The sequence below is a fragment of the Streptomyces sp. NPDC041713 genome (assembly GCF_055591085.1).
In genome coordinates this window covers 349,142-368,764 of the sequence record NZ_JBVIZY010000001.1, presented here as the reverse complement: position 1 = coordinate 368,764, position 19,623 = coordinate 349,142, and the positions used below count along the sequence as shown (strand labels likewise).

Here is a 19,623-nt window from a genome sequence, read left to right as displayed (position 1 = left end):
CCCCCACGCGGTCCCGTGTTCCTCTCGCACACCTAATTCGAACAGGAGTACCATTACGACGTGCCCGTCACCCCAGCCCATGACTTCCCGAGCGACCTCCTCGCCGGCCAGGAGGAGCTGCACCAGGTCCGCTCCGCACTCCTGGCCCTGCTCAAACGCCTGCCCTGGTCCGTGGAGCCCCTCGACGGCTTCAGCGACACCGGCGGCTGGCGCAAAGTGGAGCGTCCCGCGTCCCCGGGGTGGACCCCGGACGAACAGGCGGAGGTCGAGAAACTCCGCACGCGGGAGCGGGAGTTGGCGGTCTTCGTGACCTGCCACAGTTACTGGGAACAGGTCTCGGGCCCCGACGCCGTCACGGCGAGAGCCCGCCTCAAACACGTGCACGAGACACCGGAGAGCTCCCTCCCCGCGAGCCATTGACACCCGTAGACGGTGGGCGTTGACTCCCTACCAGCCGCGCACAAGAGCTCCGTTCGAGCCATGCGAGCCATGCGAGCCATGCGAGCCATGCGAGCCAGTTCGAAAAATTTCGAGCACGTTCGAGCCAGGGAGGTGCAGCCATGAACGTCCTGATAGTCGTCGCGATCCTGGCCCTCTTCGGCCTCGGTTTCGACCAGCCGCTGCTGTGGCTGGCGGCGGCAGCGCTCGCGTTCTACCTCGTCCGCTTCTACGACGGCGGCGGTTCGGCCGCCAAGAAGAACGGCTCCGCGGGCAGCGGCGCCGGGGCGGCGGGCGGCAGCGGTGGAGGAGCCGGCGGTGCAGGGGCCGGCGGCGCGGGAGGCGGTGGCGGCGGATACCCCAAGACGTACCGCGACTACCGCCTGCGCAAGGAACGCCAGGAACGCTGGGACCGCCGCTACCGCAGGACCCACCCGGGTTCGGGCCACTGACCGTTGCCACTCTTGCCACTGACGCCCGTGCCGCTGACGCCCCTGCCACTGACGCCCTTGCCACTGAGGGGCTATCCGTCGTGCGCTTCGACCTCGGTCGCCAGCGGCTGCTGCGTGGCCGCCCACGACGCCAGGAGCGCCAGATTGTCGGCGGTCGGCGTGCCCGCGGGTGCGGTGTAGACGATGAGGTGCAGGCCGGGTTCGGCGGGCAGTTCCAGGGACTCGACGTCCAGGTCGAGCCGGCCCACGACCGGATGGCGCAGCCGCTTGCGGCCGGACCGGTGCAGCCGTACGTCCTGAGATGCCCATCGCTGCCGAAACAGCTCACTGCGTGTGGACAGTTCGCCGACCAGAGCGATCAACCCCTCGTCGTGCGGATTGCGGCCGGCTTCCATGCGGAGCTTCGCGGCGACGTCACCGGTGACGCGGTCGTAATCGACGAAGAATTCGCTGGCCGCATCGGGGTTCAGATAGACGAATCGCGCCGTGTTCGCGGGCCGTCGCGGGTCGGCCAGCATCGGTGCGTACAGCGCGCGAGCGAGTTGATTCATGGCGAGTACGTCATAACGTCCGTCACTGATCCAGGCCGGGGCATCGGAGATCGCGTCGAGCACCTGCTGCAGCGACGAGCGCACCATCACGGCAGGCGTGCGCCGACGTGGGCCGCCGGGCGCGCCGGCCTGACGCGCGAGGTGGAACAGGTGGTCGCGCTCGGCCTCGTCGAGTTGCAGGGCGAAGGCCAACGCCTCGAGCACGCCGTCGGAGGCACCGGCGAGGCTGCCGCGCTCCAGGCGCACGTAGTAGTCGACCGATACCCCGGCCAGGAGCGCCACTTCCTCGCGGCGCAGGCCTTTGACCCGACGGTTACGGCCGTAGGCGGGCAGGCCCGCCCGCTCGGGCGTGATGCGGGCGCGCCGCGAACTGAGGAACTCCCTGATCTCGGTGCGCGGATCCATCGTGGCCATCCCCTCACCGTAAGCCCGTCACGCGACCTGAGGGGTGCCCGTCGCGGTGGTCGCGGTGCCGCCGTCGACCGGGATGACGGCACCCGTGAGGTAGGACCCGGCCCGGCCGGCGAGAAACACGGCGGTACCCGCCATGTCGTCGTCGCGGCCGAGCCGGCGCAGAGGGGTCGCCGCCGCGATCGTGTCGCCGATGGCATCGATCGTGGACGTCATCATCCGCGACGGGAACACGCCCGGCGCCACCGCGTTCACCGTGATGTGCTGGGGGCCCAGCTCCCTGGCCAGCACTCTGGTGAGTTGATGGAGTGCCGCCTTGCTGCTGGCGTACGAGTACGTGGGCGCCTGGGCGACGTGGATGGCGGCGATACTGCCGATGTTGATGATCCGCGCGGGATCATCGGCGGTGCCCGCCCTGCGCAGTGCGGGGAGCAGCGCCTGCACCAGCCAGAACGGCGACTTGAGGTTGAGGTCGATCACGGTGTCCCAGGCCTCGTCCGGGAACGTCTCCAGCGGCTCGCGCCACATCGCTCCCGCGTTGTTGACGAGGATGTCCAGGCGCTCCGATTCGGCCTCGACGAGATCGGCGAGGCGCCGGCACTCGTCGCGCCTGGACAGGTCGGCGGGAATTGCCCGAACGTCGCCGAATTCGGACAGGAGATCCTGCGCCTCCGCGCACGCGTCGTCGTTGCGTGAGCTGATGACGACCCGGGCGCCCGCCTGGAGAAGACCGCGCGCGATCATCATCCCGATTCCTCTGGTGCCGCCGGTGACGAGGGCGTACTTCCCCTTCAGATCGAAAAGCCCTGTGTGCGACGTGAATTGCTGGTCCGCCATTGGTCTCCGTCCCCTTCTGTCGCGGAAGAATGTGCCGAGATGCGCTGTCGGCGCTTCCGAATCGACAGGCTGACAGGCGCCCGGGACGTCCGGGAGTCCCTGGTGATCCAGGTACTCGGAGAACCCCCCTGGGTCGAGGGCGGTAGCGGCGGCGAGGCCCCGATTCGCCCCTGAACGATCACAGCGGAGCCCCTTACCGATCTCGGTAAGGGGCTCCGCTGCTGGTCAGACCCGGTGGGCGCGGACGGTTTCGAACCGCCGACATCCTCCTTGTAAGGGAGGCGCTCTACCCCTGAGCTACGCGCCCGGGAACGAGTCGACAGCCTACCTTGCCGCAGGCAGTGCCCCGCAAACCCGATTCGGGCCGGGCCGATCCCGAGCCGGACGGGGCGGGCGAGGCGGGCCAGCCGGGCGGGCCGGGTCCCTGCGGGGGTTAACCCCACCCCTGATCCGGTGGCCGTCCGGATCCTCCCGCTCGGGGCGGCTCCGTACGATCTGACGGAGACGTACAAGATCACAGCCAGGGGGAACCGCCATGACCGTCCGCACCCGCCTCCCACGCGCGCCACGCGCGCCACGCCCGGCACGTGTCCTCGTCGCCACGGGCGGTGTGGTCGTCGTCGCGCTGCTCGCCGGGGCGTGCGGTGCCGACGCCGGTGAGGACACCGATCCGGAGCACCGGACCTTCGCCCTGTCGGGGAAGACCCTGACCGTCGACTCCGACGACTCCGCACTGGAACTCGTCCCGGCCGACGGTGACGCCAAGGGCGTGCGGGTGACCCGGTGGTTCAAGGGCAAGACCGTGCTCGGCGGTGACCCCACGGTGAGCTGGAAGATGGACGGGAACCGGCTCACGCTCGACATGAACTGCTCCGGGCTCATCACCGACTGCTCGGCCCGGCACCGCGTCGAGGTGCCCCGCGGCGTCACCGTGACCGTCGAGAGCCAGGACGGCCAGGTCACCGCGGCCGGGTTCCGGGAAGCGCTGAAGGTACGTACGAAGGACGGCTCGGTCAGCGTCAAGGACGCCGGCGGGCCGCTCGACCTGCGCAGCTCCGACGGTTCCATCTCCGTCAAGGGTGCCGAAGGACCGCTCGACCTGCGCAGCTCCGACGGCTCCGTCCGCGCCGACGGCGTTCGCTCGCGCCGGGTGGCCGTCGACTCCAAGGACGGCTCCGTCCACCTGGAACTGGTCACCGTGCCCGACCGGGTCGACGCGCACAGCAAGGACGGCTCCGTCGACATAGCGGTGCCCGGCAGGAAGGGCGGGGCCAAGGTCGCGTACGACGTGCGGACCGAGAGCCGCGACGGCTCCGTCGACGTCTCGGTCCCCCGCGACGACCACAGCCCCCACCGCGTGAACGTCCGCAGCGCCGACGGCAGCGTCAAGGTGCACACCGCGAACTGACCGGCCCGTGTATTCGTCCTCAACCGGTGGGAGAATGTGACACCGGGCAGGGCGCACAGCACGGGAGAGGGATAGTGACGGCGACACCTTCGCAGCCGTACACGCCGGACCGACCTCAGACAGGGACAGAAACAGAGGCAGGTAGAGGGACAGGGGCAGGGGCAGGAGCCGCCGCGCGGGCTGTGGGCGGCGGTACGGACAAGGGTCGGCCGCGCAGTCGGAGCGGCGGCACCAGTCGGAGCGGCAGGAGCAGTCGGAGCCGCAGGAGCGGCAGCGGAGCCGCGCGCCGCCACGAGCGTGGGCCCCTCCGCGACCTCCTCACCCTCGTCACCGCCGTCACCCTCTCCCTGCCGCTGCTCGCCGCCACCGTCCCGGCCGCCTTCGCCGGCGGCGGCACGCGGCGCTGGTTCGGCGGGCGCGGCGAGAGCCTGCGCGCCGAGGCGCAGGCCGCCAAGGACGCCGCGGCCGCCGCCTTCTACGAACTCGACACCGCCCAGCGCAACCTGCGCATCTCCGTCGAGACCATCGTCGCCGTCGACTCCTCGCCCGCCGCGCAGCGCACCGTCGCCGACTTCGAGGCGCTCGGGCGCCGTATCGACGAGGTCAGCCACCAGTACATCAGCGCCGTGGACGCCCACGACCTCGACCGGGACGACCTGGACTCCTCCGTCGCGGCCCGCGCGAGGACCGAGCTCACCGCGGCCAAGGACGAGCTGGGCCGGGTCCAGCAGGAACTCGAGCGGTTCCGGCAGGGCCTCGGCCCGCTGCTCGACAAGGCCGAGACCCAGCTCGCCCGGCTCGCCCCCGCCGTGGAGCGGGCCCGCCAGACCCTGCTCGCCGCGAGCAACGCCCTCGACTCCGTACGGGCGGCCGGGCTCAAGGCCGACGACCTCGCCGCCCGGCTCGCCGCCCTCGGCCCGGAGCTGACCAAGCTCAACCAAGGGGCCGGCCGGCACGGCGTACCGGAGACGCTGCAACGCGCCGACCGGGTCCTTCGCGACGCCGACGCCGTGCGCGCCGAGGCCGAGCGGCTGCCCGAGCGCGCCGCCGAGATCGACCGGCGCCTGGTGTCGCTGCGCACCCGCGCCCAGGCGCTCACCACCCGCAGCGGACAGGTCGAACCGGTCCTCAGCGAGCTGCGGCGCCGGTTCTCCGCCGCCTGCTGGCAGGACCTGCAGCACGTCCCCGACCAGGCGGCGGACAGCGTGCGCCAGGCCGAGGCCAAGCTGAAGGAAGCCCAGCGGGCGCGCGACGAGCAGCGCTGGCCGGACGCCACCGCGCTGCTCTCCACGGTCCGCGCGCTGCTGAACTCCACGGACGAGGCCGTCTCGGCGGCCGGTGACCGGCTGCAGCGGCTGAACGCCGTGTCGAAGGACCCGCAGCAGGAGATCGAGCGCACGCGGTTCGCGATCCGCGATGCGCAGCGGCTCGCGATGGCGGGCCGCCAGACCCCGGAGCCGCGCCACGCCCGCCCGCTGGACGAGTCGGTCGCGCGCCTGGACCGTGCGGTGGCCTCCCTGGAGGGCCGCCACCCCGACTACTGGCACTTCCTGACCGAGACCGAGGCGGTCCGCACGGCCGTGGCGCGCGTGGTGGCGCAGATACGGGAGGAGCGGGGGCAGGGGGCCTGACCGCCCTGACCGGGACCTGGCCAAACCCTGGTCAGCCCTGCCCTGGTCAGCCCCTCCCTGGTCAGCCCCTGCCTCGTCAGCCCCTCGTCGGACACAGCCCGTGCCGTCCGTCCCCCACCCGTGGCCGAAACCCCCGCCCCGACCGGCTGGAACCGCTGTGCGAATCTGGGGGCATGCGCGACTTCTCCACGGCTCTCCGGACGCGGCGCCTCGTCGCCATCGTGCGCGGCACGGACCCGGACGCCTCCTTCCGTACGGTCATGACGCTGGTGGAGTCCGGCGTTCCGCTCGTCGAGGTGTCCCTCAGCGGGGCCGACGCCCTGGGCGTGCTGCGCCGGGCGCGGGCCGAGCTGGGGGCGGACGCCTGGCTCGGCGCGGGCACGGTCCTCACCGCGGACGACGCGCGGCGGGCCGCCGACGCGGGCGCCAACCTCATCGTCACGCCGGGGCTCGGCGCGGGCGTCGACGAAGCCGTACGGCTCGGCCTCCCGATGCTCGGGGGCGTCCTGACGCCGACCGACGTCATCGCGGCCGAGGCCGCCGGGGTGACGGCGCTGAAGATCTTCCCGGCGTCCGCGATGGGCGGCCCCGCGTACCTCAAGGCACTGCGCGCGCCCTTCCCCGGCACGGCGTTCGTCCCGGTCGGCGGCGTGGACGCGGTGGCCGCCGCGGAGTATCTGGCGCTGGGTGCGGTGGCCGTGGGCGTCGGTTCGCCGCTGATCGGCGACGCGGCGGACGGCGGCGAGCTGAGTGCGTTGCGCACCCGGGCGGCGGAGTTCGTACGGGTCGCGGAGGCGGCAGGACCCGGCGAGGCGGCAGGTCCTGTGGACGCGGCCGACCCCGCGCAAGCGGTACGCCGATGAGCACCCCCGCCCCCATCCCCGCCCCGGTCCTCACCCTCGGCGAATCCATGGTCGCCCTGCGCGGCAGCGGCCCGCTGAAGCTGGGCGGCACGATGAACGTGTCCGTCGCCGGTGCCGAAAGCAACGTGGCCATCGGCCTGGCACGCCTCGGTCACCCCGTCCGCTGGGCGGGCGCGGTCGGCGACGACGAGGCCGGCGAGCTGGTCCTGCGCACCCTGCGCGCGGAGGGCGTCGACGTGACCTCCGCGACCCGGGACGCCGGGGCCCCGACCGGGCTGATCCTCTTCGAGCCGCGGCTGCCCGAGGTGACCCGGGTGCACTACTACCGCGCGCACTCGGCGGGTTCGCGGCTCGGCCCGGACGCGGTCGAGGCCGCCTTCGCGGCCGGCCGCCCGCCGCGCGTCCTGCATCTGACCGGCATCACCCCGGCGCTCGGCCCCTCGGCCCGCGACGCCTGCCGCCGCGCGCTGCGGCTGGCCCGCGAGCACGGCACCGAGGTGTGCCTGGACGTCAACTTCCGCTCCCGGCTGTGGAGTCGGGAGGAGGCGGCCGCCGAACTGCGCACCTGGATCCCGTACGTCGACGTGCTCATCGCCTCCGACGACGAACTCCCGCTGTGCCTCCCGGATCCGGCCCCGACCGCCCCGGCCGCCCCGGCCGACGCCTCGGCCGAAGTCCCCGCCGGCGCCCCGGAGAAGTCCCTCATCGCGCAGGGCGTACGCGAGGTCGTGGTCAAACTCGGCGCGGACGGCGCCGTCGCCCACACGGCCGACACCGAACTGCGCGCGCCGGCCCGCGAGGTGCGGGCCGTGGACGCGGTGGGCGCGGGCGACGCGTTCGTGGCCGGCTATCTGTCGGCCCTGCTCGACGGTGCGGATGTGGCGGCCCGCCTGGACCGCGCGGTCACCACAGGCGCGTTCGCGGTGGCCTCCCCCGGCGACTGGGAGGGCGCCCCCACACGAGCGGAACTGGGCCTGTTGGGCGCGGGTCCCGGCACGGTGGTCCGCTGACGGGAGCCCCGCCCGGGAGCCAAGGCGAGGGGGAGTCGAGAGGGGCGTCAAGGGCGGCGGTGAGGGGTCGGCGACGGGGGTTGACCCTCGACTTTGTCGAGGGACCAGAGTGCCGGGTGTGGAGAACGACATGCGCAGCATCGGGGACATGGCCCGCGACAGCGGTCTGGGCGTGAGCGCCCTGCGGTTCTACGACCGCGTCGGCGTGCTGGCCCCGGCCTGGGTGGATCCGGTGAGCGGATACCGCTGGTACGCGCCCGAGCAGCTCGAAGAGGCCCGGCTCCTCGCCGGTCTGCGCCGGGCCGGGATGCCGCTGGCGGACACCCGCCTGGTGCTGGCCAGTTGGTCCGGCGCGGACACCGATCTGGTCCGGAAACTGCTCGGGGCGCACCTGCGCCATCTCGAACGGGGGCTGTCCGAGGCCCGCAGCGAGTTCTCCGCACTCCTCGCGCTGCTTGATCGCAGAGAGCACGCGCTGCTCGATCGCAGAGAGCACGCACAGCCCGATCACAGGGAGAACGCCATGACCTCGCTCCGCAACGTCACTGCCCGACTGTCCCTCGCCGCACCCGAGTTGGCGGCCGCGCTGGACTCCGTCCGTTTCGCGGCGAGCACCGACCCGGAGCTGCCGATGCTCGGCGGGGTCCTGTTCGACATCGAGGGCGGGACCCTGCACGCCGTGGCCACCGACCGGTACCGCCTGGCCATCGCGCACGCCGGGGTCACGGGGCACGACGGGAGCCGAGTGCAGGTCATCGTGCCCACTGCGCTCGTCGACGCGATGCGGGCCCTTTCCGACGGCGAGGGGTCCGTGCGGCTCACGGTCGACGGTGACCGCATGACCCTGGAGGCCGGGGACAGGCAGGCGGCCGGTCACTGCCTCGACCACGACTTCCCCGACTACCGACGGCTCCTGCCCGAGCCCGGCGAACGCCGCGCTCTCCTCGACGTGCCGGCTTTCCGAAGGGCCCTGGAGACCGGTCCCGTCCGTGCCGTCGACGCCGAAGCGGGTGACCTCAGCGTGCTCAGGATGGAGGACGACGGCGCGGTGACCCTCTGCACCGACGCCGACGACGCCCCGGACCGCGTCGCCGTGAACCGCGCGTTCCTGCTGGAGGCTCTGGACGCGCTGGCCGCCGGGGCCCGGGACCAGGAACGGGACCGGCTGATTCTGGAGCTGGGCGCCCCCACGGCGCCGATCACGATCCGCCGCCCCGACGACGAGAGCACCCTCTCGATGCTGATGCCGGTCCGCATGGAGGACTGACCCGCACCCGCCGGACCCGGACCCGCCGGACCCCGACCGACTTCGGCCGCACCGCCTCAGCCGCAGCAACCCCCGCCACAGCAGCCGCCGCCCCCACCGGCGCCGCCCCCGCCAGGGGACGGCGCCGAGGTGGTGCCGGCGACGGACACGGTCGACAGGAGCTTCACCGTGTCCTCGTGGCCGGCCGGGCACGCCGCGGGCGCGGCCGACTCGGCCATCGGGCGGCTCAGTTCAAAGGTGTCGCCGCAGGACCGGCAGCGGTATTCGTATCGAGGCATGCGCCCAGGCTAGCCGCACGCCCCGCCGCCAGGAACGCCCCGGCGATCTCCTCCCCCGCCGCGACCCCGCGCCGCGCGAGCGCCGTCAGGCCCGGCGCCGTGAAGCCCGTGTCGGCCAGCTCGCCGTGGCCCGGGCGCCAGGAGCGGTCGGCGGCGAGCAGCAGGTCCGCGTCGAGGAGCGAGTCGCCCGCGGCGAGGATCTCCTGGGCGCCGGTCCGCCGCGCGACCTCCCGTACCGCCGCGCTCTTGGTGAGCGGCATCGGTACGGCGTAGAGCTTGCGGCCCTGCAGCGACACCGTCCAGCCGCGCGGCCCGGCCCACGCGGCGAGCTCCTCGACCCACTCCGCGGGCAGCAGCGCCCGCTCCACGACGAGGTACGCGAAGAGGTCCTCGGCGACGCGCTCCTTGAGCAGCCAGGCCGGGTCCGCGGTGCGCACCAGGTGGGCGCGGACCTCGTCGAGCGAGGCGCACTCCGCGGCGAGCCCGCGGTCGACGGCCGCCCGCCAGCCGGGGTCGCTGACACCGTCGACGAGCAGGTGCCCGCCATTGGCGCAGATCGCGAACCGCGGTGCGGGGCCCGGGAGATGGATGCGCCCGTACTGTTCGCGGGTGCGGGTCGTGGTCGGCACGAAGAGGGCGGTGCGGGCCAGCTCGTCGAGGAGCCCGGCGGCGGTCTCGGTGACGTACGACAGCGGCTTGCCCTCGTACACCTCGACGCAGAGCAGGCGCGGCGCCTCGGCGTCCGGCACGGTCAGGCCGAGCGCGGCGGCGGAGTAGATGAGGGTGCGGTCGAGGTCGCTGGCGACGAGCTGCGTCACTGGGCCACCCCCGTCCCGTCCGCGGCGGCGACCGCCCTGCCGTCCGCTCCCGTCGCGCCCCGCGTGTACCGGGGATGGATCAACCCCACGCAGGTGTACGGGAGTTCGGCGACCTCCTCGACGGGCACGCCCCGCTGCTCGGCGAGCAGCCGTACGTGGTCGAGGTCGGGCCCCGCGCCCGCGCGGGCCAGGATCTTCCACGGCACCCGGCGCAACAGCACCCGGGTCGTCTCGCCGACGCCCGGCTTGACGAGGTTGACGTCGTGGATGCCGTACTCCTCGCTGATCCGCTCCACGGCGGCCCAGCCCTCCCAGGTCGGCGCCCGGTCGGCGGACAGGAGCTCCTTGACCCGCGCGTCCACCGCGTCACCGGCCTCGTCGAAGCGGGCCGCGACGGCGTCGACGAAGGCACCCGAGACGTCCGCCCCGGCGAGTTCGCGGTAGAACTTCGCGCCGTGGAAGTCGTCCCGGCCGACCAGGTCGGCGCGGAGCACCGTACGCGAAATCAGCCCGGACACCGTCGAGTTGAGGCAGGCGGAGGGGATGAGGAAGTCCTCGCGGGTGCCGTAGGTGCGCACGCACGAGCCGGGGTCGGCGAGCACGGCGATCTCCGCGCTGAACCCGGCGGGACCACCGGACGCCTCGAACTCCCGGACGGCGTCGGCCAGTTCACGGGTGATCGCGCCCTTGCCGGTCCAGCCGTCGACGAAGACGACGTCGGCGGGGTCGTGGTGGGCGGCGAGCCAGCGCAGCGCGTTGGCGTCGATGCCGCGGCCGCGCACGATCGACACCGCGTAGTGCGGCAGGTCCAGGCCGTGCCGGTGGGCGGCCCAGCGGCGCATCAGGACGCCGACGGGCGTGCCCGCGCGGGCCAGCGACACCAGGACCGGGCGCGGCGACCGCTCGGCGAGCACGATCTCGGTGACCGTGCCGACGGCCTGGGCGATACGGGCGGCGGACGTGTCGAGGGCGGCGCGGAACAGCTCCTGGTAGCGCTCGCTCGGCTGGTACTCGACCGGCAGCGACTCGGCGTAGTGCGCGCCCCCGCTCTGGATCGCCTCCTCGCGCTCCTCCGTGGGCGCTTCGAGCGTCACGTCCGAGAGGTCCTGCAGCAGCCAGCCGACGTCTTCGGGCGCGTACGAGGAGAAGGCGGGGCCGCGGAGTGGCTCGGGCAGCATGGCGGGCCTTTCGGGGACGTACGAGGGGACGACGGCCAGCAGGACGTGTCCGGTGTGCGCGGCGAGCCGGGCCAACAGACCGTCGGACGCGTGCAGTTCAGGGGTGTCCGCGACCGAGTCGACGACCGCGACGACCGCGTCGAAGCCGCCGCCCGCGACGTTGTACGCGTACCGCGTGCCGGGTCCGTCGGCGGGCTCGTCGTGCGCGGGGAAGGTGAGGCGGGTGCGGATCGCGTAGCCGGGGTCGTCCACGGCGAGCACCGGCGAGCGGGTCGTGGTGGAGAACCGCACCTCCGCGTCGGTGCGGCGCTCCAGTTCCACGCCGAGCGCGAGCGGCGCGTACATCAGCTCCTCGAAGCCCAGGACGAGCACCCGGCGCGCGCCCTGCGGCAGCGCGGCCGCGATCTTCGCCGCCATGCCGGGCAGCGCCGCGTCCAGGGCACGCCGGTGTGCGGGCGTGAAGCCGTGCCGGCCGCCGTCGGGCACGCCCGCGGGCCAGCCGAGGTCCACGCGGTCGACGGTCCCGGGCTCGGCACGCGGCCGGGGAACCGTGGCTCCCTCGTGCTCGGCGACCAGTGCCTGCCCCTTCGCCAGGACACCGTCGGGCAGCCGCACGGTCCCGGACGCCGTGGCGACGAGGTCGACGCGCGCGCCGATCTCGCGGGCGAAGGCGTCGAGGCGCCCGCGGTCCTCGGGCGAGCGCATGTCGACCAGCGCCACGATCACGTACCGCTCGCGCGGGAAACGGGCGTGCAGGGCGCGGACGGTGTTCAGGACCGTGTTGCCGGTGGAGAACTCGTCGTCGACGAGGACCAGCGGCCCGTCCCCGGCGAGCAGCCGCGGGTCCTCGGGCAGCAGCAGGTGCGACGTGGCGTGCGAGTGGGACTCCTCGAAGCCGCCCGCGCGCTCGACGCCCTCGACGGGGCGCCGGGTGGAGTGCAGGTAGGGCGCGAGGACGAGGCCGTCGGCGACCGCGTGGCCGAGGCCCGTGGCGGTCTCCGCGTAGCCGAGGACGACGGCGCGCCGGGCCTCGTCGTCGCCGAGCAGCTCCCGCACCCGGACGCCGAGGCCGTGACCGGCCGCGTAGACGACCGACGGGCGCTGCGGTACGTGCTTGCCCAGGACGTTCGACACCAGGAGGTGGGCCCGCTTGGGGTTGCGGCGCAGCGCGAGGCCGAGCATGCCGTGCAGCGCCTCGTCGCCGTCGAGTCCGACCCCGAGCCGCTCGGCGACCCAGGTCCCCGACCACACGGGGCTCTCCCGTGTCTCCGGTCTCTCCCGTATCTCCGGTGTCTCCGGTATCTCCGGCGTCGCGTCTTCAGTCACGTACGTCATGCTCCTTGCGTGCCTTCTTGATGGTCATCGGCCGGGGATCCCGGTTCGTCAGCCGGGGATTCCGGCGGTGAGCAGCTCCACGAAGCCGATGTCCTCCTTGGCGACGCCGAAGACCTCGGCGCGGCGCAGGGTCCGCTCGGCCCAGGCGCGGTGCGGCTTCACCTCGTTCATCTTGTTCGTGTACGAGGAGCGCAGGACCCCGCCGCCGCCGCGCTCCGGGCGCAGGATGTCCTCGGCGTCGCTGAACTCCTCGTGGCTGACCACCGAGAGCGCGTGCACGGGCAGGACGTGGGAGGGGTGGATGCAGGTCTTGCCCTGCAGACCGTTGGCGCGGTCGAGTTCGATCTCGCGCAGCAGGCCGTCCATGTCGTGTTCGATGAGGGCCTGGCGCAGCTCGTCGGCCCGGCCCTCCAGGAAGGGGCTGCGGCGCAGCTGCGGCTTGAACATCCGCTCCTGGACGCGGAAGTACTCCCAGACCGGTCCGGTCACGGTGAACCCCGTGCCGTCGGCCCTGCCCAGGACGTTGACGACGTCGGCGATGACGGCGGCGACGATCTGTACGTCGTAGGCGGTCATGTCCGGCGGTCTGCGCAGCCCGTACGCCGAGCAGAAGTCGGTGACGCCGAGGCGCAGCGCGAGGACGCGGTCGCGGTACTTGTCGACGGTGCGGGAGATGCCGGCGAGGGTCTCCGCGCGGCTCTCCAGGTGCAGCAGCTCGGGCGATTCCAGGACGGGCATGGCGAAGAGCCGGCGGCCGGGTCCTGCGGGGCTCGCGGGACTGGCGGGGCTTGCGGTGCTCGCGAGGTCCGTGGGCAGGTCGGCCTCGGCGGCCACCATCGCCTCCAGGAACGGAACGCCCCGCTCCTCGGTGAACTTGGGCAGCACGAACCCGGAGAGCAGCCGCACGCCGGTGCCGAGCCTGCGGACCAGGTCGGGTATCTGTTCGGCGGCGCGCACCCGGATGAAGAGCAGCGGCGGCTCCACGTCCCGGGCGGCCAGGTCGGCGAACTGCCGGACCAGGTTCTCCTCGGCGTCGGCGACCTCGGCGTCGTCGATGGAGTCCTCCAGGCAGAGGACCATCGAGATCACGCCACGTCCGGCCTGTTTCATGATGTCGTCGGCGAGGCGGGGGCGGGTGGCCGGACTGTAGAGCGTGGCGCCCAGCGCGGACGCGAGCAGCTGGGGCGGGGAGTCCGCGGTGAAGGCACACGGCTCCCGGTGGAAGAGGCGCTGCCGCACCTCAGGGGCGATGTGCCCGAAATGACGCATGTGACTCCTTGCCTCGTCTGTCGGTCGACGTGGGCCGTTTTGATGTGGCCGGTAATAGTACGTAGAGACGGGTGCCGGGGGTTCCCCGCGGGCATGAACTTCAGGTAACCCGGCCATGTCACACATGCTCACCACACAACCGTCGCACGCTCGCACCACCCGCAGGTCAGGAGCCCGGTGACGCGGTCGGGGCCGGAAACCCCCCGCGTTGTCGCCCCCGTGCGGGGAAAGGCAGGATGACCGCATGACGCACGCGATGTTGAAGGGGTCGAACGTCCCTCTCGAAGCCTCGGCCGTCCGCGCCGTGCTCCGCTGGACCCCCGGGCAGGGTGTCCCCGACGTCGACGCGTCGGCGCTGCTGCTCGGCGGCGACGGCCGGGTCCGCTCGGACGAGGACTTCGTCTTCTACAACCAGCCGCGCCACCCGGCGGGCCAGGTCTGGCGGCTCGGCAAGAAGCGGGTCGCCGAGGGCCTGACGGACACGATCCAGACGGACCTGGCGGGCCTGGACCCGGCGGTGGACCGGGTGCTGCTCGTCGCGTCGGCGGAGGGCATCGCCTTCGAGCACGTGCCCGCGCTGCGGATCCTGCTGTACGACGCCGCCCTCGCCGACGGCGAGCCGCTCGCGTACTTCGACATCACTCCGCAGACCGGCGAGGAGACGGCGCTGATCTGCGGGGAGCTCTACCGCCGCGGCGAGGGGTGGAAGTTCCGCGCGCTCGGCGAGGGCTACTCCAACGGTCTGGAGGGGCTCGCCTCCGACTTCGGCATCTCCGTGGACGACTCGGACGCCGCCGCTCCGGAGCCCTCCCCCTCGGCCTCCTTCCCGCTGCCGCCGCAGCAGCCGGTGCCGCACCAGCCGTCGGGCCGGCCGTCCGCCGCCCAGCACGCCCCGCCCTCGGCCCCGCAGCCCGCCTACGGCTATCCGCCCGAGCCGCCCCGGCACCCGGCGCCCCAGCCCGCGTACGGCTATCCGCCCGCGGCGCCCACGCAGCCCACCCCGATCGTGCAGCCCGCCCCGGTCGCGCAGCCGTCGTACGGCTATCCGCAGCCGGTGACCCCGATGCCGGACCCGAACTTCCGGCTGCCCCCGCAGGGACCGCAGTTCCTGCCCCGCTGAGGGCCGGGCCGGGAGCTCCGGGGGGCGGGCCCGGGAGCTCCGGGGCCGGACCGGGGGCTCCCGCTCAGCCCACCTTGGACTTGTAGCCCCGGCCCCACTGCAGCCCCCAGCCGTACAGCCGGTCGAGCTCGGCCTGGAAGCCGTAGACGAACTTGACCTCGCGGCGCACGACCAGCTCGTCCTTGACGTTCTCCACGGTGAACACCGCGCAGGACCGGGCCTGCGGCTGGCGCTCGTCCAGGTCGATCTCGATCCGCGGGCCGTTGCTGGGGTAGAGCGTGACCTTCGCGTGCGTACGGTCGAACGCCGGCGTCTGGTCGTAGATGTACGCGAAGACCAGCAGTCGCTTGATCGACTCGCGGTGGTCGAGGTTGATGTAGATCGTCTCGCCGGACGGGGAGCCGAACCGGTCGTCGCCGCTGAGCTTCACGAACGGCGGGGCGTTGAGGTCCCCGAAGAAGCTGCCGAGGGGCTGGACGACGCCCTTGGTGCCGTCCACCAGCTCGTACAGGCAGCCTATGTCCAGGTCGACGTTGACCACGCCCTGCGTGTGCGCCTGCACCACGTCGGGCTGGAAGAGTTTGAAGGGGTGGCGCAGCAGGCCGCTGCCCCTGCTCGGCTTGCCGATGATGTCGGACGTGCGCATCTGCCAGGAGAGGTTGACGCGCAGGTTGCCGGTGGCCGCGCCCTGCTTGGAGAGCGAGACCGTCGGGTGCCGTTTGGTCAGTTCGATGGAGTTGGTGGCGGCGCTGCCCGATTCGAAGTCCATCGAACGCCCACGCCACAGACCGTCCCAGAAGGACATTCCGCCCCCAAGTGCCCTTGTGCCACCTACGAATACCGACGGGGCGGCCATGAGGACATCTCCTCGACGGCCGCCCCGCACAGAGCGTTCCTCACCCTGGCCGCCGTCACACTCCGGGAACCGGAATCGGACAGCGCGGCGAGGGAATCAGCCGGTGTCAGACCCCGGACGAGACCTCGCTCTTCTCACCGGAGCTCCCCTGTCCCTCGGCCGCCGCCATCCGCTTGTTGCGGATCACGGACGAGACGAAGGACCAGGCGATCAGGATGACGCCCACGGAGCCGGTGATGACCTCGTGGATCTCGTACTGGATGGTGACCAGGAGGATCACGGAGAGGGCACCGATCGCGTAGTGCGCGCCGTGCTCCAGGTAGACGTAGTCGTCGAGGGTGCCCTGGCGGACCAGGTAGACGGTCAGGGACCGGACGTACATGGCGCCGATGCCGAGGCCGAGCGCCATCAGGACGATGTCGTTCGTGATCGCGAAGGCGCCGATGACGCCGTCGAAGGAGAAGGACGCGTCCAGGACCTCGAGGTAGAGGAACATGAAGAAGGCGGCCTTGCCGGCCATCACGACCGCGGGAACCTTCTTGCCGGTCCGCTTGGCCTCTTCCTCCTCCTCGTGCTCGCGCTCCTCGTCCTCCTCCAGCTTGTTCTCGAAGTAGCCGGAGAGTCCGCCGACCACGAGGTACGTGATCAGACCGGCGATGCCGGAGATGAGGACCGTCTGCGCCTTGTCCACGTGCGCGCCGCCGTGCTGGTGGGCGTGGGTGGCGACGGTCATCGCGGAGATCAGGAGCACGACGAGCGCGATGCAGACCGACAGCATGTCGACCTTGCCGAGCTTGGCGAGCGGACGCTCCAGCCAGTTCAGCCACTTGATGTCCCGGTCCTCGAAGATGAAGTCGAGGAAGATCATCAGCAGGAACATGCCACCGAAGGCGGCGATCGACGGGTGCGCGTCGGTGACCAGCTGCTGGTAGTGGTCCTTCTCGTTGAGAGCGAGCCGGACGGCCTCGATCGGGCCGATCTTGGCGCTGATGGCGACGATCACGACCGGGAAGACGAGCCGCATGCCGAAGACCGCGATCAGCACGCCGACCGTGAGGAAGATCTTCTGCCAGAAGGCACTCATCTTCTTCAGGATCCCGGCGTTGACCACCGCGTTGTCGAAGGACAGCGAGATCTCGAGGATGGACAGGATCGCCACGACGCCGAAGCCGGTCCACCCCCCGTAGAGCACCGCGGCGACCAAGCCGATCGCGGTGACCGCGAACGACCAGCCGAAGGTTTTCAGAAGCACTGGCTACCCAATCGTGTATGTACGGGCTCCCGTTTAGCGGTCTCCCCCGCGCCGGTCCCCGGCTTTACGAAACGTTGACCCCGAAGTCTAGAGCGATGCCGCGCAGGCCCGACGCGTACCCCTGTCCGACTGCACGGAACTTCCACTCGCCTCCGTACCTGTACACCTCTCCGAAGATCATCGCGGTCTCCGTCGAGGCGTCCTCGCTGAGGTCGTAGCGCGCGAGCTCCTGCCCGTCCGCCTGGTTCACCACGCGGATGAACGCGTTGCTGACCTGGCCGAACGTCTGGCCCCTGTTGTCCGCCTCATGGATCGAGACGGGAAAGATGATCTTGTCGCAGTTGGCCGGCACCTTGGAGAGGTCGATCAGCAGCGACTCGTCGTCGCCGTCCCCCTCGCCCGTGAGGTTGTCACCGGTGTGCTCGACCGAACCGTCGGGGCTGGTGAGGTTGTTGTAGAAGACGAACCACTCGTCGCCGAGGACCCGGCCCGCGTTGCACAGCAGGGCGCTGGCGTCGAGGTCGAAGGGGGCGCCGGTGGTGGAGCGCGCGTCCCAGCCGAGGCCGACGAGGACCTGGGTGAGGTTGGGCGCGGCCTTGGAGAGGGAGACGTTGCCTCCCTTGGCGAGTGTGACGCCCATGGTGATGGTCCTCCCCGAGGTGACGAGAGCAGGGGCTCCGGGGTGCCGGAAACCCCCGGGCCCCGCGGTGGCGGGGGCCCTGGGTGATGAGCGCGTCCGGCGCCGCACTCGTGTGGGTGCGACGCCGGACGGAGAGCGGGGTGCGCTCGGCTCAGACGTTGACGCCGAAGTCCTGCGCGATGCCGCGCAGGCCCGAGGCGTAGCCCTGGCCGACCGCGCGGAACTTCCACTCGGCGCCGTGGCGGTACAGCTCGCCGAAGACCATCGCGGTCTCCGTCGAGGCGTCCTCGGAGAGGTCGTACCGCGCGATCTCGGCGCCGCCCGCCTGGTTCACGACGCGGATGAACGCGTTGCGCACCTGGCCGAAGGACTGCTGACGGGTCTCGGCGTCATAGATGGAGACCGGGAAAACGATCTTCTCCACGTCGGCGGGGACCGCGGCCAGGTCGACCTTGATCGCCTCGTCGTCGCCCTCGCCCTCACCGGTGGTGTTGTCACCGGTGTGCTCGACGGAACCGTCGGGGCTCTTCAGGTTGTTGAAGAAGACGAAGTTCTGGTCGCTGCTGACCTTGCCCTCCGCGTTCGTCAGGATCGCGCTGGCGTCGAGGTCGAAGTCCGTACCGGTGGTGGTGCGGACGTCCCAGCCCAGGCCGACCAGAACAGCGGTCAGGCCGGGTGCCTCCTTGCTCAGCGATACGTTGCCGCCCTTGCTGAGGCTGACTCCCACGAGTCCTCCCAATTGGTGTCCAGGGGCGGGGAGCCCCAAGCGTTGCGTTGCCATCGGATCAACGTCTGGATCCTAGTGACCGGTTCCCGGCCGCGCGCGGAATCGAAGTTCGCTCAGAGCGTTTCGAGCGCGGTGACGTACTCGTTCAGGTCACGCGCGTCGGGCAGGTCGTTGACGACGCTCCAGCGCACCACGCCCTCCTTGTCGATGATGAAGGTCCCGCGCACCGCGCAGCCCTTCTCCTCGTCGAAGACGCCGTAGGCACGGCTGACCTCGCCGTGCGGCCAGAAGTCGGAGACCAGCGGGTACTCGAGGCCCTCCTGCTCGGCGAAGACGCGCAGCGTGTGGATGGAGTCGTTGGAGACGGCGAGCAGCTGGGTGTCGTCGTTGACGAACTTCGGCAGCTCGTCGCGGAGCGCGCACAGCTCGCCGGTGCAGACGCCGGTGAACGCGAACGGGTAGAAGAGCAGCACCACGTTCTTCTCGCCGCGGAAGTCGGCGAGCCGCACGGTCCGGCCGTGGTTGTCCTTGAGCTCGAATTCCGGGGCCTTGGTGCCGGTCGCGATTCCAGCGAGCGCCATGACTACGCATCCCTTCGACGGGGCCCCTCGGGTGGGGCCGATCGGGTGACATACACCCTACGTCCGGTGATCTCCGCCCCAGCGCACGCGTGAGGCCCCCGCCGACACCGGTCGGTGGGGGCCTCACGATCGTTCTCCGGCTCAGTGCCGCTGGTGGGCCGTGCGGGCCCGGCGCTCTCTCGGCCCGCGGCCTAGCGCTTCTTGGCGGCCGCCTTCGGCGTGACCAGGCGGGTGCCGCTCCAGTCCTTGCCGGCGTTCGTGCTCTTCGTCTGGGACAGGCCGGCGGTGGTGGCCGCTTCGCCGATCTCGCTCGGCTCGACGTACCCGTCACGACCGGTCTTCGGAGTCAGCAGCAGAATCTGGCCGCCCTCCTCCATGTACGCGATGGCATCCACCAACGCATCAGTCAGGTCCCCGTCGTCCTCACGGAACCAGAGCACCACGGCATCAGCCACGTCGTCGTAGTCCTCGTCGACGAGCTCTGTGCCAGTGGCCTCCTCGATGGCCTCGCGGAGCTCCTGGTCGACGTCGTCGTCGTAGCCGATCTCCTGGACCACCTGGTCGGGCTGGAAACCAAGCCTTACGGCCAGGTTCGTCTCCGCGTGGTCCGCGGTCGCGCTCACGGATTGCCTCCTGATCATGTTTTTGGGAATGCCTGTCAGCCACGCGCGTGCGCGGGGCGTTGGCCGTAGTCCACACGG

Annotated in this window: 20 protein-coding genes and 1 tRNA gene; 8 read left to right on the top strand and 13 right to left on the bottom strand. The window is 71.8% G+C overall.

Annotation, left to right across the window (positions count from 1 at the left end; genetic code table 11):
- The first annotated feature begins 60 nt into the window (after positions 1-60).
- A complete protein-coding gene (locus tag ACZ6CV_RS01595) occupies positions 61-420 on the top strand; it encodes a hypothetical protein (RefSeq protein WP_362367530.1) in 360 nt (119 codons plus the stop codon).
- Positions 421-560: 140 nt separating this feature from the next.
- Positions 561-890, top strand: coding sequence for a hypothetical protein (locus tag ACZ6CV_RS01590; protein ID WP_469248742.1), 330 nt, complete (start codon positions 561-563; stop codon positions 888-890).
- Positions 891-961: 71 nt separating this feature from the next.
- Here ACZ6CV_RS01590 and ACZ6CV_RS01585 read toward each other — a convergent pair whose 3' ends face one another.
- The 3 genes from ACZ6CV_RS01585 to ACZ6CV_RS01575 all read right to left on the bottom strand — a co-directional run bounded on the left by ACZ6CV_RS01585 (position 962) and on the right by ACZ6CV_RS01575 (position 2,996).
- Positions 962-1,846, bottom strand: coding sequence for a helix-turn-helix transcriptional regulator (locus tag ACZ6CV_RS01585; protein ID WP_469249588.1), 885 nt, complete (start codon positions 1,844-1,846; stop codon positions 962-964).
- A 27-nt stretch (positions 1,847-1,873) separates the two neighbouring features.
- Entirely contained in the window at positions 1,874-2,689 is an 816-nt protein-coding gene (locus ACZ6CV_RS01580) for an SDR family oxidoreductase (RefSeq protein ID WP_469248740.1), read from the bottom strand.
- Between the two features lie 235 nt (positions 2,690-2,924).
- Positions 2,925-2,996: transfer RNA gene (locus tag ACZ6CV_RS01575), tRNA-Val, on the bottom strand.
- Positions 2,997-3,224: 228 nt separating this feature from the next.
- Between ACZ6CV_RS01575 and ACZ6CV_RS01570 the strand changes: the two genes are divergently transcribed.
- The 5 genes from ACZ6CV_RS01570 (at position 3,225) to ACZ6CV_RS01550 (ending at position 8,868) form a co-directional block, all read left to right on the top strand.
- Complete coding sequence (locus ACZ6CV_RS01570; protein ID WP_469248738.1) at positions 3,225-4,097, top strand: DUF4097 family beta strand repeat-containing protein; 873 nt, start codon at positions 3,225-3,227, stop codon at positions 4,095-4,097.
- Positions 4,098-4,171: 74 nt separating this feature from the next.
- A complete protein-coding gene (locus ACZ6CV_RS01565; protein ID WP_469248736.1) occupies positions 4,172-5,728 on the top strand; it encodes a hypothetical protein in 1,557 nt (518 codons plus the stop codon).
- A 173-nt stretch (positions 5,729-5,901) separates the two neighbouring features.
- The gene (locus ACZ6CV_RS01560) at positions 5,902-6,591 is read left to right on the top strand and encodes a bifunctional 4-hydroxy-2-oxoglutarate aldolase/2-dehydro-3-deoxy-phosphogluconate aldolase (protein WP_469248735.1); all 690 of its coding nucleotides are present in this window, start codon (positions 5,902-5,904) and stop codon (positions 6,589-6,591) included.
- Complete coding sequence (locus ACZ6CV_RS01555; protein WP_469248733.1) at positions 6,588-7,601, top strand: sugar kinase; 1,014 nt, start codon at positions 6,588-6,590, stop codon at positions 7,599-7,601. The genes ACZ6CV_RS01560 and ACZ6CV_RS01555 overlap by 4 nt, the downstream gene beginning before the upstream one ends.
- A gap of 130 nt (positions 7,602-7,731) precedes the next feature.
- The gene (locus ACZ6CV_RS01550) at positions 7,732-8,868 is read left to right on the top strand and encodes a DNA polymerase III subunit beta family protein (protein ID WP_469248731.1); all 1,137 of its coding nucleotides are present in this window, start codon (positions 7,732-7,734) and stop codon (positions 8,866-8,868) included.
- Positions 8,869-8,924: 56 nt separating this feature from the next.
- Here ACZ6CV_RS01550 and ACZ6CV_RS01545 read toward each other — a convergent pair whose 3' ends face one another.
- From ACZ6CV_RS01545 to ACZ6CV_RS01530, 4 genes are all read right to left on the bottom strand, one after another.
- Positions 8,925-9,146, bottom strand: coding sequence for an FmdB family zinc ribbon protein (locus ACZ6CV_RS01545; RefSeq protein WP_469248729.1), 222 nt, complete (start codon positions 9,144-9,146; stop codon positions 8,925-8,927).
- Positions 9,095-9,964 (bottom strand): HAD family hydrolase, encoded by an 870-nt coding sequence (locus tag ACZ6CV_RS01540; protein ID WP_469248727.1) that lies wholly within the window; start codon positions 9,962-9,964, stop codon positions 9,095-9,097. The genes ACZ6CV_RS01545 and ACZ6CV_RS01540 overlap by 52 nt, the downstream gene beginning before the upstream one ends.
- Positions 9,961-12,426 carry a phosphoribosyltransferase gene (locus ACZ6CV_RS01535; protein ID WP_469249587.1) on the bottom strand — a complete coding sequence of 822 codons (2,466 nt, stop codon included), beginning with the start codon at positions 12,424-12,426 and terminating at the stop codon, positions 9,961-9,963. Before ACZ6CV_RS01535 ends, ACZ6CV_RS01540 begins: the two co-directional genes overlap by 4 nt.
- A gap of 99 nt (positions 12,427-12,525) precedes the next feature.
- Positions 12,526-13,746 (bottom strand): HpcH/HpaI aldolase/citrate lyase family protein, encoded by a 1,221-nt coding sequence (locus tag ACZ6CV_RS01530; RefSeq protein ID WP_469248725.1) that lies wholly within the window; start codon positions 13,744-13,746, stop codon positions 12,526-12,528.
- A gap of 244 nt (positions 13,747-13,990) precedes the next feature.
- On the opposite strand from ACZ6CV_RS01530, the gene ACZ6CV_RS01525 reads away from it, so the two are divergent.
- Positions 13,991-14,866 (top strand): TerD family protein, encoded by an 876-nt coding sequence (locus ACZ6CV_RS01525; protein ID WP_469248723.1) that lies wholly within the window; start codon positions 13,991-13,993, stop codon positions 14,864-14,866.
- Between the two features lie 64 nt (positions 14,867-14,930).
- On the opposite strand, the gene ACZ6CV_RS01520 is transcribed toward ACZ6CV_RS01525, so the two are convergent.
- The 6 genes from ACZ6CV_RS01520 to ACZ6CV_RS01495 form a co-directional block, all read right to left on the bottom strand.
- Positions 14,931-15,671 (bottom strand): TerD family protein, encoded by a 741-nt coding sequence (locus tag ACZ6CV_RS01520; RefSeq protein WP_355808817.1) that lies wholly within the window; start codon positions 15,669-15,671, stop codon positions 14,931-14,933.
- A 157-nt stretch (positions 15,672-15,828) separates the two neighbouring features.
- Positions 15,829-16,974 (bottom strand): DUF475 domain-containing protein, encoded by a 1,146-nt coding sequence (locus ACZ6CV_RS01515; protein WP_469248721.1) that lies wholly within the window; start codon positions 16,972-16,974, stop codon positions 15,829-15,831.
- Between the two features lie 64 nt (positions 16,975-17,038).
- Positions 17,039-17,614, bottom strand: coding sequence for a TerD family protein (locus tag ACZ6CV_RS01510; RefSeq protein ID WP_358704938.1), 576 nt, complete (start codon positions 17,612-17,614; stop codon positions 17,039-17,041).
- A 151-nt stretch (positions 17,615-17,765) separates the two neighbouring features.
- Positions 17,766-18,341, bottom strand: a complete 576-nt coding sequence (locus tag ACZ6CV_RS01505) for a TerD family protein (RefSeq protein WP_062781869.1) — start codon at positions 18,339-18,341, stop codon at positions 17,766-17,768.
- A gap of 113 nt (positions 18,342-18,454) precedes the next feature.
- Complete coding sequence (locus ACZ6CV_RS01500) at positions 18,455-18,922, bottom strand: peroxiredoxin (protein ID WP_469248719.1); 468 nt, start codon at positions 18,920-18,922, stop codon at positions 18,455-18,457.
- A gap of 191 nt (positions 18,923-19,113) precedes the next feature.
- Positions 19,114-19,545 (bottom strand): DUF3052 domain-containing protein, encoded by a 432-nt coding sequence (locus tag ACZ6CV_RS01495; protein WP_362367483.1) that lies wholly within the window; start codon positions 19,543-19,545, stop codon positions 19,114-19,116.
- Positions 19,546-19,623: the final 78 nt, after the last annotated feature.